The following is a 14,508-nucleotide window of genomic DNA, read 5'->3' on the forward strand; positions in this document are numbered from 1 at the left end:
TTGTGGAAGCACTTTATAAACACTGTATGCGGCAGGCTTCATACCAGGAGAGCGAAGATGAGAGAACGAGCCAGCTTTGAAGCTGAACTCATTGACCTGGGCTCACGAGAGGTAGTCGAAGCGCTCGCTATACAGCAGGAATTAGCGGTGAGCGAGCCACGCGTGTACGAAATGATCGAGCCGTATGTGATACGAGGTGGTCTCTATGGTCCAAGAGAGAAAGCCTATCACGCGGAGCACCGTGCAGGTCTAATCCGTACATCTTCTGTCGTCGGGAAACAGGAGCGGAATTTGGCCGGACGCGCTCCTTATACGCTTTCTATCGGAAAAGAGATAACGCGCTTCGAAGCCGGTGAGATGGGCAAGTGGGTGACGGAGTACAACGCGTTCACACATTACTTCGAAGAAGTACTTCGTTCGATCGGGCGATTGAGGGACCTGCTCAGTGCGGGAGCGCCGGAAGCCCCTACCGACTTGACGCCGGTACAGAAACACGCTTTGCGGCCAACAGATGATACGAATCCCTCCGGAGACAAAAAGGATAAATATAAACAGTGGCGAGACGCACAGGATAGGTATGCCACTGAGCGCCAAGGGGAACTTATCGGTGGGTTCGTTTTCGAGGTGACGACGACGGGCCGTAATTTTGATTTTGCGCGCCAGGCCTTTTGGCAAGCTCAAGGTAGGTTGGCGAGAAGTGTCGCCGAAGGTAAACGTCTCAAGAAGCCGCAGCTCGAGGGCATAGATGTAAGTTTGGCCGACCTCGCCGGCGTTGTGTCGGCGGGGTCGGGGCCAGGAGCGGTGATTGCCGGCCTTGGGATCTTGGTCGACTGGGCATTGGAGGCCCGTAAGCATCGAAAAGAATACGATGCGAAGATGAAGCAATTAGAGCAGATGGTGAAAACCGCAAAGGGCGCTATTGCGGACGATTTTGAGGCATTCAAGGGCGCCGGGGAAAAGTATTGGGCGCACTATTCCAACCACTCGATGAGTATCTGGGAACGCGACAAAGCACGTGGCGAGGCTCGTCAAGCAGCGGCCCGTCTCGGACAGGAACTCGCTCCGTCATCAGAAACCCGAGGTAGGGTTCTGGCTGCGATTCGTATGCCAGCATTGGTTTCCGATGCGTGGCGCTCGCTCGCGATCATCGGCCCGACAGCACTCAAGAAACTCTCGTCGGTGCTTGCGGCTCGCCCTCTCATAGAGAAGGCAAAATTTCATTATCCACCGCGTCCTCTTACTGAAATGGATGACATCATAAAGGCCTACAACAGGGCAAACTCCTGGAAAGGAGTACTGACCAAGGAGGAGGTTGATGAATGGAAAACGACGAACATGCTCTGGGTAGAGACCTTCAATACGTTCAATGTGTAGTGCCCTCGGTTCCCAATGCCAGGTGCAATGAGTGACTGCTGGCGTAGCTGCGCCTGAACTTTCAAGGGGTGTGGCGCACTCGGTATGGTTTATTGGGTGCGTGTTGAGCTGATGGGCAATGGCGTTCAAAAGCGCTGGGTGTAACCGGATAGATTCACCCCTTTCGTGAGATTTTGGCGCAGCAAGCCATTGGTGCTCTCATTGGTTCCCCTATGCCAGAGCGTTTGGAGATCAGCAAAACACATATGGATGGCCAATCGCTGAGGCAACCATTCGTGCGAAACGATGTCTCATTGCTTTCGTGGTAATGTGTTCTTTCTCCAGATTCTCGTGTGAGTCAATCCCATCTCTGTACGAGCCACTCCATCGTCATCAAGCGCCTGTGCGAAAACAATCTCAAATATTGACCCGACAGCCCCGTACGACAAACTGGTGGTGATTATTGGCTGGGGAGTCGGCATATCCTTCGTGACCCTTTCCTCTTCACTCCGAACCTCATTGCTGACGGTCCAGATTACGGCGCACTCGTTTTTGACCTTTCTGGCGATGACGCGTGAGTGGTGTGTCGGTGGATGGAGTTTTTGATCCGAGAGATGGCGTGCTACATATTGTGCGGCAGTTTTTACTCGCAGACTCCATGTTATAATTTTGCATTCTTGAACGTGCTGGGTGGTGAGTCCGACGGCCTGACTCGGGAACAAAAAGAAGCAATGGGACATTCGATCGTCATAAAAGGCGCCCGCGAGCACAATCTCAAGAACATCGACGTGGAGATCCCACGCGATAAGCTGGTAGTGATCACCGGCTTGAGCGGGTCGGGTAAGTCGTCGCTCGCCTTCGATACGATCTATGCCGAAGGCCAGCGGCGCTATGTCGAATCGCTCTCCGCCTATGCTCGGCAGTTTCTCGAACAGATGGGGAAGCCGGACGTCGATTCGATCGAAGGGCTGTCTCCCGCGATTTCTATTGAGCAGAAAAGCACCAGCCACAACCCCCGTTCCACCGTCGGTACGGTTACGGAGATCTATGACTATCTCCGTCTCCTCTTCGCCCGCGTGGGGCGGCCCTATTGCTTTCAATGTGGTGAGGAAATCACGGCGCAAACTGTCCAGCAAATGGTCGATGCCATTGCCGCGCAGCCGGAAGGGATGAAGTTCCAGATCCTGGCGCCGATCGTCCGAGGGCGGAAGGGGGAGTATCGGAAAGAGTTGCTGGAGATGCGCAAGGCCGGGTATGTGCGCGCCAGGATCGATGAGAAGATTGTAGACCTCGGTGAGGACATCTCGCTCGATAAGCAGAAGAAACACACGATTGAAATCATCGTTGATCGGTTGGTGATGAAAACGGGCGATGCGTTGATGCGCCGCTTGGCGGATTCTGTCGAAACGTCGGTCAAACTGACTGGTGGGCTGGTCGGTGTGTTGACGGAGGATGGTCACACAAGGCTCTACAGCGACCGGCTTGCCTGCATCAAGTGCGGGGTGAGTTACCCTGAGGTCACGCCACGCGTTTTTTCCTTCAATAGCCCGCATGGAGCCTGTCCGGCTTGCGACGGAATCGGTTATGCCGTGACGCCGGGCGGTGAGGAAGAAGAGGACTTCACGCTGCTGGAGCCGTGCGAAACCTGCCACGGTGCGAGGTTGAGACCGGAAAGCTTGTCCATCAAGCTCGCAAAGAAATCGATCGCCGAGGTGACCAAGCTATCCGTTCGTACGGCGGCTGACTTCTTCCTGTCGCTTAAGTTCACCGATCGTGAGTTGGTCATCGCACATCGGATTCTGAAAGAGATTCGAGAACGGTTGGGCTTTCTCGTCAATGTAGGCTTGGATTACTTGACGCTCGATCGAGCGGCGGCGACCCTCTCCGGCGGCGAGGGGCAGCGTATCCGGTTGGCGACGCAGATCGGGTCCGGTCTGGTTGGCGTGTTGTACATCCTCGATGAACCATCGATCGGTTTGCACCAGCGGGACAATCGGCGCTTGCTACAAACCTTGTTGCGGTTACGCGACCTCGGCAATACCGTCGTGGTTGTTGAACATGATACCGAAACGATGATGGCGGCCGACTATGTGCTGGATATGGGGCCTGGTGCCGGCTCGCAGGGTGGGTACGTCATTGCACAGGGAACACCGCAACAGATCATGGGCGATCCCAGGTCGCTGACCGGTCAATATCTACGAGGGACGCAGACGGTGTCCGTACCGCAACGGCAGCGGAAGCCCCGTGGAACGCTCTCGGTGATTGGGGCACAGAAGCACAATTTGAAGAATGTGACCGCACGTATCCCAATGGGGCTCTTCACCTGTGTGACAGGAGTCTCAGGATCAGGAAAGAGCACGCTGGTGCTGGAGGTGCTTTTCCATTCGCTTTCGCAACTGCTCTACCACAAGAAGCCGAAGATCGATGGGTGCAAAGAACTCAAAGGGGTCGATGGGCTTGACAAAGTGATTGATATCGATCAATCGCCGATCGGCCGCACACCGCGTTCCAATCCCGCAACGTATACCGGACTCTTTGGCTATATCCGTGATCTCTATTCGAATCTTCCGGAGTCACGTGTTCGTGGCTATAAGCCAGGACGATACAGTTTCAACGTGAAAGGTGGGCGATGTGAGGCCTGTCAGGGCGACGGACTGATCAAGATCGAGATGCACTTTCTGCCTGACGTGTATGTGACTTGCGAGGTTTGTAAGGGGCAACGATACAACCGCGAAACGATGGAGATTCTTCACAAGGGCAAGAGTATTGCCGATGTGTTGAACATGACGGTAGACGATGCGTTGGAGTTCTTCGAGCACATTCCCTTGATCAAAGCGAAGCTGCAGACCCTTCATGATGTCGGTCTGCACTATGTGAAACTCGGCCAGTCCGCCACGACGCTTTCCGGTGGTGAGGCGCAGCGAGTAAAGCTCTCGCGCGAGCTCTCCAAACGGGCGACTGGACGGACGATGTACATCCTCGATGAGCCGACCACAGGCCTCCATTTCGCCGACGTACAACGATTGCTCGATGTGCTGGATCGATTGGTCGAGGCTGGCAACACCGTACTCGTGATCGAACACAATCTCGACATGATCAAGAACGCTGATTGGATCATCGACCTCGGGCCGGAAGGCGGCGATCGCGGCGGCGAGATTGTCGCCGAAGGGCCGCCGAAAGAAATCGCCAAGTCGAAGCGGTCGTACACAGGACAGGTGTTAAAAGAAGCTGGGTTGTAAGAGCCTGGTTCCATGGGGTTGCCGAATAGTGTCTATCTCCATGAAGCGAGTCATGACGCATCCGGCATGACTTTGCTAAGAATGAATGCTACCATCGCACATGTGTGTGATGTGCTTTTGAGCGGGCCGATGTGTAGCCAGGATTGGTCCGAAATAGGCCACAATGACAGCTCAAGAAGCGATTGATACTGCGGTTCGACGGCTCGTGACTGCGGCCAATCCGAGGAAAGTCATTCTCTTCGGTTCCTTCGCGGAAGGAACAGCCACGGCGGAATCCGATGTGGATTTACTGGTGATCGAACGTGAGATTGGCTCCAAACGAGCAGAAATGGTTCGTTTGCGGAAAGCAATTGGATCAATCGGGTTGCCCGTCGATGTGCTTGTCGTTTCGGAAGGGGAAATTGCTGACTGGGGACATCTCCCCGGAACGGCTATGTACTGGGCTTTGAAGGAGGGGAAGGTCCTCTATGAAGCGGCCTGAGGATCTCGCTCGCCGCTTTCTTGCCCTGGCTGACCGTGACATCAGAGCGTTCCGCAAGCTGTCGGATGATCCGGAAATCGACGACGAGGTTGTCGGATTCCACGCTCAGCAAGCGGTTGAGAAGTCTCTCAAAGCAGTGTTGGCTAAGTACCGAGTCGAACTGCGCAAAACTCATGATCTCCAGTTTCTCATAGACCTACTCGCTCAAAACAATCTTCCGAGCCCCCCGTTGTGTGACGGAATCCACACTCTGGGTCCCTCCGCAGTCGAGTTGCGATACGATCTGATGGCGACCGATCCACTGGATGGCGAACAGGCGCGTGCAGTTGTAGTAGCTGTTCGGGACTAGGCAGAGCAGCAGGTCTTGTAAACAGCGACGTTGAACCGTATCCCATAATAGATAGCGATCGGTGCAAGACCGTCGTTGAAGGGCCGCCCACAGAGATTGCGAAGGCAAAGCGGTCGTATACGGGACAGGTGTTGAAGGAGTCTAGACTAGGCTAACAATGAAAGAAGTAGGAATCTGGGCAGTACTTCCTTTTCTCGCCCTGACCTTTGGTGCCTATTATTTGTTCGTTCGCCGGAAGAAAATGAAGTTGTCACGATACTTTCTATCTAGACCACAACTTACACACAAGGAATTTGGCCAAGCCTATTTTGGTGAGAGTAAGTCCAGAGAGATCTTAGCAACCAAAGTACGAAAAATCCTCGCCCAATATATACCAGTCTCTATTGACGGTCTTAGCCCGGAAGATAAATTTCAACAACACCTCATGATGGACACTTTTGACTCTCTGTCCAGTGCGGAATTCATTGTTCAACTGGAGAAGAAGTTCAATATTTCGCTTCGAGACGATGAAGCTCTGAAGCCAGATCTTACTTTTAGGCAGCTAGTTGACCATTTAGCCCTGCGGCTAAGTGAAGCCAAAATCGCTGATCCTGTCAAAGAGCAATCATCATGAAGGAGGCCCATGCACACAATCCTCTTGCTGATCGTCTCCAACATCTTCATGACGTTTGCCTGGTATGGGCATCTGAAATATAAGGATTCGCCCTTGTGGATGGCGATTGTGGTCAGTTGGGGCATTGCGTTTTTTGAGTACTGCCTGCAAGTGCCGGCCAATCGGATCGGCCACTATGAATTCACGGCGGCCCAACTGAAGACGATTCAGGAAGTCATCACGCTCGTCGTGTTTTGTGTGTTCTCCGTGCTCTATCTACGAGAACCGCTGAAGTGGAACTATCTGGTTGGCTTTGGCATGATGATTGGCGCGGTGTTTGTGATTTTCAAAGAATGGTGATGGTGGGCTTATGCCACGATAGGTCTACGTAAGTTGCAGCCTCCCACAGCACCGTAAGGTCTGCGGTCACAATTCTGTTCTCTATCACACCCCTGTACTTCTGCTTGCAGCTCATCCGTGAGCCCACTAAAATACGGTCCTCGTTATCATGACAGTCGAGCGAAGGGGGAGAGCGGTATGCCAAAAGCAAAGAAATCAGAGTCCGGCACAAAGGCTGAGAAGGGAACCACGAAGTCGGAGATGCCTGCAGCAACCACCGCCCAGACTTCCGAAGGCTTCGAAAAGCTCGGCGTTTTTTATCTCGGACGGCCCTATGAGCTCGCGACGAAACAGGCGAAGCCAGGGTGGCTCCTCTACGATTCAAAAGATCTCGTGACCCATGCGGTCTGTGTGGGGATGACCGGCAGCGGGAAGACCGGGTTGTGCTTAGCGCTCCTCGAAGAAGCGGCGATCGACAATATTCCAGCCATCATCATCGATCCGAAGGGTGACCTGGGGAACTTGATGCTGACGTTCCCAAGTCTGAAGGGAGAAGACTTTCAACCATGGATTAACGAAGATGACGCACGCAAGAAAGGGTTGGCTCCTGCCGACTATGCCCAGGCACAAGCGGAATTGTGGGCCAAAGGCCTCGCAGCTTGGCAACAGAACGGCGACAGGATTCAGCGGCTACGAGACGCAGCCGATGTGGTGATGTACACACCCGGCAGCAACGCCGGGTTGCCGGTGTCCATTCTGAAGTCGTTTTCGGCGCCAACTGCTGATGTGCTTGAGGACTCGGAGCTTTTGCGCGAGCGGATCAGCACCACCGTGACCAGTTTGCTCGGCTTGCTTGGTATTGAGGCGGATCCCATCCAGAGCCGTGAGCACATTCTCCTCTCCACGATTCTCGACCAGACCTGGAGGAACGGACAAGATCTTGATCTGGCGACCCTGATCCAAGCGATTCAGTCGCCACCGGTGTCGAGGATCGGCGTGATGGATGTCGATTCGTTCTTCCCGTCTAAAGATCGCTTCGCTCTTGCCATGAAACTGAATAATCTGCTCGCCGCACCTGGCTTCCAGGCCTGGCTTGAGGGGGAAGCGCTCGATATGCAGTCGATCATGTATACCCCATCGGGCAAGCCACGGCTGGCGATTTTTTCCATTGCGCATTTGAACGATGCTGAACGCATGTTTTTTGTGACGCTCTTGCTCAGTCAGATGGTGGGGTGGATGCGCGCGCAGTCAGGCACGACCAGTTTGCGAGCGCTCCTCTATATGGACGAAATCTTCGGCTACTTTCCGCCGGTCTCGAATCCACCATCCAAACTCCCACTGATGACGTTGTTGAAGCAGGCACGTGCGTTTGGACTCGGAGTGGTGCTTGCCACGCAGAATCCCGTCGATCTCGACTACAAAGGGTTGGCCAACACCGGGACCTGGTTTATCGGACGATTGCAGACGGAGCGAGACAAGGCGAGAGTCCTTGAGGGATTGGAGGGCGCGTCGAGCAGTGCCGGAAAGAAGTTCGATCGTGGCCGTATGGAGCAAACGCTGGCCGGTCTCGGCAATAGGATTTTTCTGATGAATAACGTGCATGAGGACGAACCGGTCGTGTTTGAGACACGCTGGTGCCTGTCCTACCTTCGTGGCCCGCTCACGAGAACGCAGATCAAGCAGCTGATGGACCCTGTTAGACGTGAAACGGCAAACGTCAAACGTGAAACATCTGGGGCTCACTCCGTAGCCCTCAGCACACAGTCCTCAGCCGTGACAGCCCGTCCCATGCTGCCGCCGGAGGTCCCGCAGTATTGTGTCCCGCTGCGCGGTTCGAAACCGGATGGGAGCGAATTGGTCTACGCGCCTATGTTGCTGGGAACGTCGCAAATCCGATTCTCCGATGCCAAGAGCGGAGTGGAGAGCGCCCAGGACCTGACGGTCCTGGCCCCCATCACGGACGGGCCTGTGGCGGTCGATTGGGATAAGGCCCTTGCAGCAGAGATAGCGGTGGCCGACCTTGAGCGCGAACCCTCGGCGAAGGCCCAATTCCTGGCCGTGCCGGCTAGTGCGGGCAAAGCCAGGAGTTATGCCGACTGGAACAAGGAGTTCAACGGCTGGTTGTTTAGGACGCAGAAAATAGAGTTATTGCGGAGCCCCAGTACCAAGGATGTATCGAAACCGGGGGAGTCCGAACGGGATTTCCGCGTCCGGTTACAACAAACCGGCCGGGAACAACGGGACAAGGCGGCCGACGCGCTTCGGCAAAAATATGCGTCGAAGATCACCACACTCCAAGATCGCATCCGACGTGCGGAGTTGGCGAAAGAAAAGCAGCAGGCCGAGTCTCGCTCCAGCCAAATGCAGGCCGCTATTTCCGTCGGTGCCTCCATTCTTGGTGCGTTCATGGGGAGGAAGACGATCAGCGCTTCAAACATCGGTCGGGCCACGACGGCCATTCGCAGTGCCGGCCGGGTGATGAAAGAGTCAACAGATGTTGGAGCAGCCGAGGAAAATGTAGCGGCACTTCAGCAGCAACTCGTCGATCTTGAAGCGCAATTCAAATCCGAGAGCGATGCCTTGGTAGCGGCGACGGATCCGCTGAATGAAAAGCTTGAAACCATCTCCATCAAGCCTACTAAGGCCAACATTGCCGTCAAACTCGTGGCGCTTGCCTGGATGCCGCATTGGCGAGATGCAAACGGCAGCCTCGCTCCCGCTTGGACCTGAGTCACCAGACTCCCCAGGTGTCCCGCTGATGTCGCGACCCATTAGCAGGCTGCTGACAAAGTCCACCAGCGGCGTTCTCGCCTCGCTCAGGGGTTCAACGTACGGCAGAGAGTACGATTCGCCTCGTTGAGAAACTGCTCGCGGCGAGTGAGCTTGCGAGACTATTCGAATAAGACTTCTGCACAGGTTTGTTGGTGCAGGCGCGTGTCTCCCGTTCAGTGCCGCATTCCTCATCGCGTATCACCTACGGGGAATAAATCAGACCTTCCCTAGCAGCGTCCGTTCGGTCTTCCCATCCAAGATAGCGCCTTGACGTCGTTGAGGACTAAACGCGTTAGCCGTAGGGGCATGGGCAACTCCGATGGTATACCGAACTGCCTTCCGAGCCCGGACTGTATCCACTAAGATTCAGTATCCAATTAGATTCACGAAGTCGAAACAATCCACCTAGTCTATTCATGTAGGCACAGGAAGAGAGCCGCTGCATTTTACCTGAACCCCGCATTCACGTGAAAAGACACTGAGCTCTTGCCAATCCATGAGAGACGTATTGTGGGGTTCCTCGCTGAGCGGTAACCACGTAATTCTTGGAAGCTCATGCATCTCTCAGGGATGCTTCCCGGTATGATAATTGCGGGCATAGCACGAGCATACAGAGCTGGACGGCAACAATCCGGACGAACGCCCTCGGCACAGAAAACTGATCTTCTTCGGGGTATGAAGGAAGGCAGCATTGGAGGTTCGACTGGCTTCTGCTGAAAACCCTGAATAAGTCAGGCCTTCCCTAGGCATAATTATTCTGCTATTAGGTATATTTAGTTCGGTATTAAGCATAATTATTCCGCTATAGTGTGAGAATCGCTCGGTTGGCTGTGGGCGGAGAACTGAAATTCGCGATGATTTCTCCTCAAGAAGCCGAAAGGCTTGTCGAACTCTATCGGTATGAGATGCTTGATACGGTGCCGGACAAGGCACTCGATGACCTCGTCCAGCTCGCCGCCTACATCTGTCATGCCCCCTTCGCAGTCATCAGTCTCGTCGACGCCGACCGGCACTGGTTCAAGTCCAAGATCGGGCTCAGCGAGCCACAGACCTCACGCATCATCACCTTTTGCGCACATACAATCCTAAGCGATGCGTTGTTCGTCGTTCCGGATGCGTCGGTTGACGACCGGTTCACCGATAATCCACTGGTCACCGGAGACCCGCATATCCGATTCTACTGCGGCGCCCCACTTACGACGCCGGAGGGACGTCACATCGGTACCTTGGGGGTCATCGATCGTGAGCCGCGGAATCTTTCGCCAGAGCAACTCGATGCCCTACGTGTGCTGAGTCGTCAGGTGGTGAGCCATCTCAACTTAAACGGTCGTTACAAGGAGCTGCTGACGGCGGTCGGAGCACGGCTCAGGGCGGAACCGGCGTTACGTGCCAGTCAGGCAAAGTTTGAGCGGTTGAGCGACTGCACAAGCGCGGGGCTGTATATCTACAGCGGCGAGCGTTTTCGCTATGCCAATCCAGCCGCCGTTGCCATCACCGGCTACTCGTTGGAGGAATTACAGTCTCTGACTCTATGGGATCTCGTGCATCCCGATTTCCACGAGTCTCTAAAGACCGGGCTGAAAGCTCTGGAGGCGGGTGACGGCACGAATAGCCATCTGGAATTTCCCATCATCCGCAAGGACAAGGCGATTCGATGGTTGGATTTCACCGCCGCGTCCATCGAGTTCGATGGCCAATCGGCCTGGATCGGCACGGCCATCGACGTTACGGAACGGAAACAGGCCGATGCGCTCAATATGGCGCAGCGGCAGGTCCTCGAGATGATCTCGAAGAACGATCCCCTGCGCGAAATCATGAATACGCTTATCCGATCGATTGAGGCGTTGTCCAATGGGGGCGTTTGTACCGTCCTTCTTGTCGATCGTGCCACACAGACCTTGAGGCACGGTGCCGCGTCTACAATGCCGGAAGCTATTTGCCGCGCCGTGGAAGGTGTGCCCATTGGCCCGACGGTCGGATCCTGCGGCACCGCCGCCTACCGGAAGGAGCCCGTGATCGTGACTGACATAGCGAATGATCCACTGTGGGCGCCATGGACGGAAGCGCGGGAGCTTGTCCTTTCCCATGGATTCAAGGCCTGTACCTCAGTGCCGATTCGCGACTCGCACGACGACGTGCTCGGCACCTATGCCATGTACTATGCCGAAAGCCGAGGGCCGACGGCCTTCGAACTCGATTTACTGAAGACGTCGAGCCACCTGCTCGGGATCGCCCTCGAGAGTACGAGAAGGGACGATGCGCTGCGCGCAACCGAGACCAGTCTTCAGCGTACGTTGACGGCGACGAAATCCGGCACCTGGAATTGGAATATTGTGACCGGGGAAATCTGGTTCGATGACGCGTGGCTTGCGGGTCTCGGATATAGCCGAGAGGATGTTCCTCCGCATATTTCCTCGTGGGAGCGACTTGTTCACTCAGAAGACCTTCCCCGCATGAAGAAGTTGATTCAGACCCATTTCACGGGAACGCGTCCGATATACGAATGTGTCAATCGCCTTCGGAAAAAGGACGGGACCTATCGATGGAACCGTGGTCGAAGCCAGGTCGTTGAGAGGGATGCCGAGGGGAACCCTCTCCGAATGACCGGGGTGGATACGGATATCGACGAGCAAATCGAGGAACAGGAATCGGCGCTCCGTTGGGATCAGGTCTTCCGGCATGCGCAATTCGGTTTGGCGTACGGCCGCGTTGCGGACAATGTCTTGATGGCCGTGAATGAAGCCTTCGCCGGACAGCGCGGCTATCGCGTCGACGAACTGGTCGGCAAGCCGATCCTTCCCATATACGCGCCAGAGGTACGAGAGGAGATGATGCGGCGGATCTCCGAGATCGACCAATCCGGTCACCAGGTCTACGAGTCGGTGCATCAGCGCAAGGACGGCACGACCTTCCCGGTGCTCATGGAAGTTACCGTGATCAAGAATGCCGCAGGAGATCCCGTCTCGCGTGTCGCCTATGCGTTGGATATCACCGACCGCAAGCGCAACGAGGAAAAGTTGAGGCTGAGTGAAGAGCGATTTCGACTCGTGGCGGATGTGACGAACGACGTCTTGTGGGATTGGGATTTGATCACCGATGCTCACTGGTGGTCGCCTAATGCTCGGGAGAAATTCGGCCACAATCCGGCCAAGGAACCGAGCATTGAGGCGTGGAGCTCCCGTTTGCATCCCGGAGACCGCCGTCGAGTGCTGCATCATGTGGACGAGTGTTTGAGATCCGGAGAAAAAGCCTTCTTCGACGAATACCGGTTTCTCTTAGCCGACGGTTCCTATGGCATCTTTTTAGATAAGGGGCAAGTCGTCCGTGACACGCAAGGCAAGCCGGTACGGATGATCGGGGCGATGATCGATGTCACGACGGCGAAGAAGGCCTACGCGACTTTGGAACGAGCGTATGCCAGGTTGCAGAGGTTGGGGCGGGAGCTTCAGAGGGCGGAAGAGAACGAGCGCCGTCGTTTGTCGCGTGAGCTGCACGATGAATTCGGCCAACTCCTGAGTGCGCTCCGGCTTAGTCTGGCTCGTGTAGGGGGGGAACTTAAGAAACACTCAGGATCCAAGGGGTCGGTGTTGAAACGGAATCTGACGGTTGCGACGACGGCGGTTGAGCGGCTGTTTCTGGCTCTCCGTGAGTTGGTTCGCGGTCTACGGCCTGCCGTATTAGACGAGCTCGGACTGGCGGCCGCTCTCGAATCGATGGCCGAGGACACGCGGGAAGTCTCCGGGCTCGATTGTCGAGTGTCGGTTGAGCCCGACCACGTCGCCGTCAGAATCGGGCGCGAGCTGGAGGGGACGCTCTTTCGGATCGCGCAGGAATTGATTACGAACATCGTACGCCACGCAGAGGCGACGAGCGCAACCATCGTCCTGCGTTACGCCGATGGAGACCTGACGTTGACGGTTCAGGATAACGGAAAGGGCGCGAAACTCTCCGCCTTCAAAGGGGGTTATGGGCTACGTGGTATCAGTGAACGAGCTGAACTACTTGGAGGCCGAGTCGAGCTGCGGTCAGTTCGCGGGAAGGGAACCACCGTGGCCGTCACCATTCCCGTGGAGTCTCGGTCGAAGCCTCCGGTTCGATCCGATCTTCTGACCACGGGGACAAAGTCGAGAAAGGGCCGACATGGGAAGACCGCGTAAATGTTTGGTCGTCGACGACCATCCGCTCATCCGCAAGGGAATTAAGGATTTGCTGGTCGAAGAAGGACTCTGCCAGGCTGTTGTCGAATCGGCCTCTGCCGAAGCCGCTCTGGAGGCTGTTCGACGAGAACCGTGGGACTTGATTGTGCTCGATATGGCGCTTCCGGACAAGCATGGGCTGGCAGTATTGAAAGAGATCAAACTGCTTCGTCCGACAGTCCCTGTCCTCATGTTGAGTCTCTATCCTGAACGCGAATTCGCCCTGCGGGCTATCAAGGCCGGCGCATCGGGTTATCTGACGAAAGACCGTGCGCCATCCGATCTCCTCACGGCTGTAAAAGCCGTTCTGGAAGGTCAGCGATATGTCACGGCCTCTTTGGCGAACCAATTAGCGGACCATCTTGAAACGGGGCAACCCATCTCTCAGCACGCACGGTTGTCCGACCGGGAGATGGAAGTGCTGCGGTTGCTCGGCCAGGGTAAGACCGTCTCGGCGATTGCCAACGACATGGCCCTGAGCGTCAAAACTGTCAGTACCTATCGAGGTCGGTTGCTGGAAAAGCTGTACTTACGCACGACCGCAGACCTCGTCCGCTATGCGATCGAACACCACTTAACCACCTAACCCTCAACCCCTCCTTCCTGGATCGTGTTCGGACGGCTTCCAACACTTACCACGGACATCGATCTGTAGCCGGCGAACAGGGCGGTGATCGTCGCCGACCGTCCTCTGCTTCGCGAGGCCATCAAGCCTGTCATAGAAAGCCACCTCCCTTCTCCGGTGGTGCGGGAAGCCGCTGCCGAGGAGGAGGCGATCCGGATCGTGCCGGCAAAGTCCGTGGAGATGGCGATCCTGGATATCGGGCTTCCGGATTCCAGCGGCGTGACGATGTTGAAACGCATCAAACGACTGTGTCCCTCCCGTAAGTGTCTGGTGTTGACCAGGCATGACAATGCTCAATACACGCGACTCGCGAGGGGCCATGGGGGTTCCGATTATCTCACCAAAGGAGCGACTTCCTGGCAACTGTCCGACGCCATACGGACCATTCTGTTCGACCGTCGGGTGATGATGGACCCGTTCCATGCCGCAGGCACTTCTCAAATCATGTGTAGGAGCAATACTTATATCACAATGGAGGTCCTTCCGATGCCTAAGTTAGGTAAGTTCTGCTAGCATCAAGACAGGAATTGAATTGATACGGTGGTTCGTTACTCAGGGAGGT

General features: G+C 55.5%; 10 protein-coding genes. All 10 read left to right on the top strand.

Annotated features, from left to right (window positions below):
- Positions 1 to 57 precede the first annotated feature (57 nt).
- The 10 genes from COMA1_RS07280 to COMA1_RS07330 all read left to right on the top strand — a co-directional run bounded on the left by COMA1_RS07280 (position 58) and on the right by COMA1_RS07330 (position 14,459).
- Complete coding sequence (locus tag COMA1_RS07280) at positions 58 to 1,374, top strand: hypothetical protein (RefSeq protein ID WP_090745888.1); 1,317 nt, start codon at positions 58 to 60, stop codon at positions 1,372 to 1,374.
- 710 nt (positions 1,375 to 2,084) lie between these two features.
- On the top strand, positions 2,085 to 4,592 hold the full coding sequence (uvrA, locus tag COMA1_RS07290; RefSeq protein WP_090745894.1) for an excinuclease ABC subunit UvrA: 2,508 nt from the start codon (positions 2,085 to 2,087) through the stop codon (positions 4,590 to 4,592).
- 163 nt (positions 4,593 to 4,755) lie between these two features.
- Entirely contained in the window at positions 4,756 to 5,073 is a 318-nt protein-coding gene (locus COMA1_RS07295) for a nucleotidyltransferase domain-containing protein (protein WP_090745897.1), read from the top strand.
- The gene (locus COMA1_RS07300) at positions 5,060 to 5,422 is read left to right on the top strand and encodes a HEPN domain-containing protein (RefSeq protein WP_090745900.1); all 363 of its coding nucleotides are present in this window, start codon (positions 5,060 to 5,062) and stop codon (positions 5,420 to 5,422) included. The genes COMA1_RS07295 and COMA1_RS07300 overlap by 14 nt, the downstream gene beginning before the upstream one ends.
- A 157-nt stretch (positions 5,423 to 5,579) precedes the next feature.
- Positions 5,580 to 6,035 (top strand): acyl carrier protein, encoded by a 456-nt coding sequence (locus COMA1_RS07305; protein ID WP_090745903.1) that lies wholly within the window; start codon positions 5,580 to 5,582, stop codon positions 6,033 to 6,035.
- A gap of 9 nt (positions 6,036 to 6,044) precedes the next feature.
- On the top strand, positions 6,045 to 6,374 hold the full coding sequence (locus tag COMA1_RS07310; RefSeq protein WP_090745906.1) for a DMT family protein: 330 nt from the start codon (positions 6,045 to 6,047) through the stop codon (positions 6,372 to 6,374).
- Between the two features lie 177 nt (positions 6,375 to 6,551).
- Positions 6,552 to 9,083, top strand: a complete 2,532-nt coding sequence (locus tag COMA1_RS07315) for an ATP-binding protein (protein ID WP_245630898.1) — start codon at positions 6,552 to 6,554, stop codon at positions 9,081 to 9,083.
- 896 nt (positions 9,084 to 9,979) lie between these two features.
- On the top strand, positions 9,980 to 13,282 hold the full coding sequence (locus COMA1_RS07320) for a PAS domain-containing protein (protein WP_090745909.1): 3,303 nt from the start codon (positions 9,980 to 9,982) through the stop codon (positions 13,280 to 13,282).
- The gene (locus COMA1_RS07325) at positions 13,266 to 13,907 is read left to right on the top strand and encodes a response regulator (protein ID WP_090745911.1); all 642 of its coding nucleotides are present in this window, start codon (positions 13,266 to 13,268) and stop codon (positions 13,905 to 13,907) included. Before COMA1_RS07320 ends, COMA1_RS07325 begins: the two co-directional genes overlap by 17 nt.
- Positions 13,908 to 13,991: 84 nt before the next feature.
- Positions 13,992 to 14,459: a response regulator gene (locus COMA1_RS07330; protein WP_090745914.1), complete on the top strand. Its 468-nt coding sequence runs from the start codon at positions 13,992 to 13,994 to the stop codon at positions 14,457 to 14,459.
- Positions 14,460 to 14,508: the final 49 nt, after the last annotated feature.

Origin of the sequence: Candidatus Nitrospira nitrosa (assembly GCF_001458735.1) — a bacterium.
GTDB classification, from domain to species: domain Bacteria; phylum Nitrospirota; class Nitrospiria; order Nitrospirales; family Nitrospiraceae; genus Nitrospira_D; species Nitrospira_D nitrosa.

Coding starts and splice junctions, on each gene's coding strand:
- COMA1_RS07325 (WP_090745911.1), top strand. CDS start 13,266: ATGGGAAGACCGCGTAAATGTTTGGTCGTCGACGACCATCCGCTCATC.
- COMA1_RS07300 (WP_090745900.1), top strand. CDS start 5,060: ATGAAGCGGCCTGAGGATCTCGCTCGCCGCTTTCTTGCCCTGGCTGAC.
- COMA1_RS07310 (WP_090745906.1), top strand. CDS start 6,045: ATGCACACAATCCTCTTGCTGATCGTCTCCAACATCTTCATGACGTTT.
- COMA1_RS07280 (WP_090745888.1), top strand. CDS start 58: ATGAGAGAACGAGCCAGCTTTGAAGCTGAACTCATTGACCTGGGCTCA.
- COMA1_RS07305 (WP_090745903.1), top strand. CDS start 5,580: ATGAAAGAAGTAGGAATCTGGGCAGTACTTCCTTTTCTCGCCCTGACC.
- COMA1_RS07320 (WP_090745909.1), top strand. CDS start 9,980: ATGATTTCTCCTCAAGAAGCCGAAAGGCTTGTCGAACTCTATCGGTAT.
- COMA1_RS07295 (WP_090745897.1), top strand. CDS start 4,756: ATGACAGCTCAAGAAGCGATTGATACTGCGGTTCGACGGCTCGTGACT.
- COMA1_RS07315 (WP_245630898.1), top strand. CDS start 6,552: ATGCCAAAAGCAAAGAAATCAGAGTCCGGCACAAAGGCTGAGAAGGGA.
- uvrA (WP_090745894.1), top strand. CDS start 2,085: ATGGGACATTCGATCGTCATAAAAGGCGCCCGCGAGCACAATCTCAAG.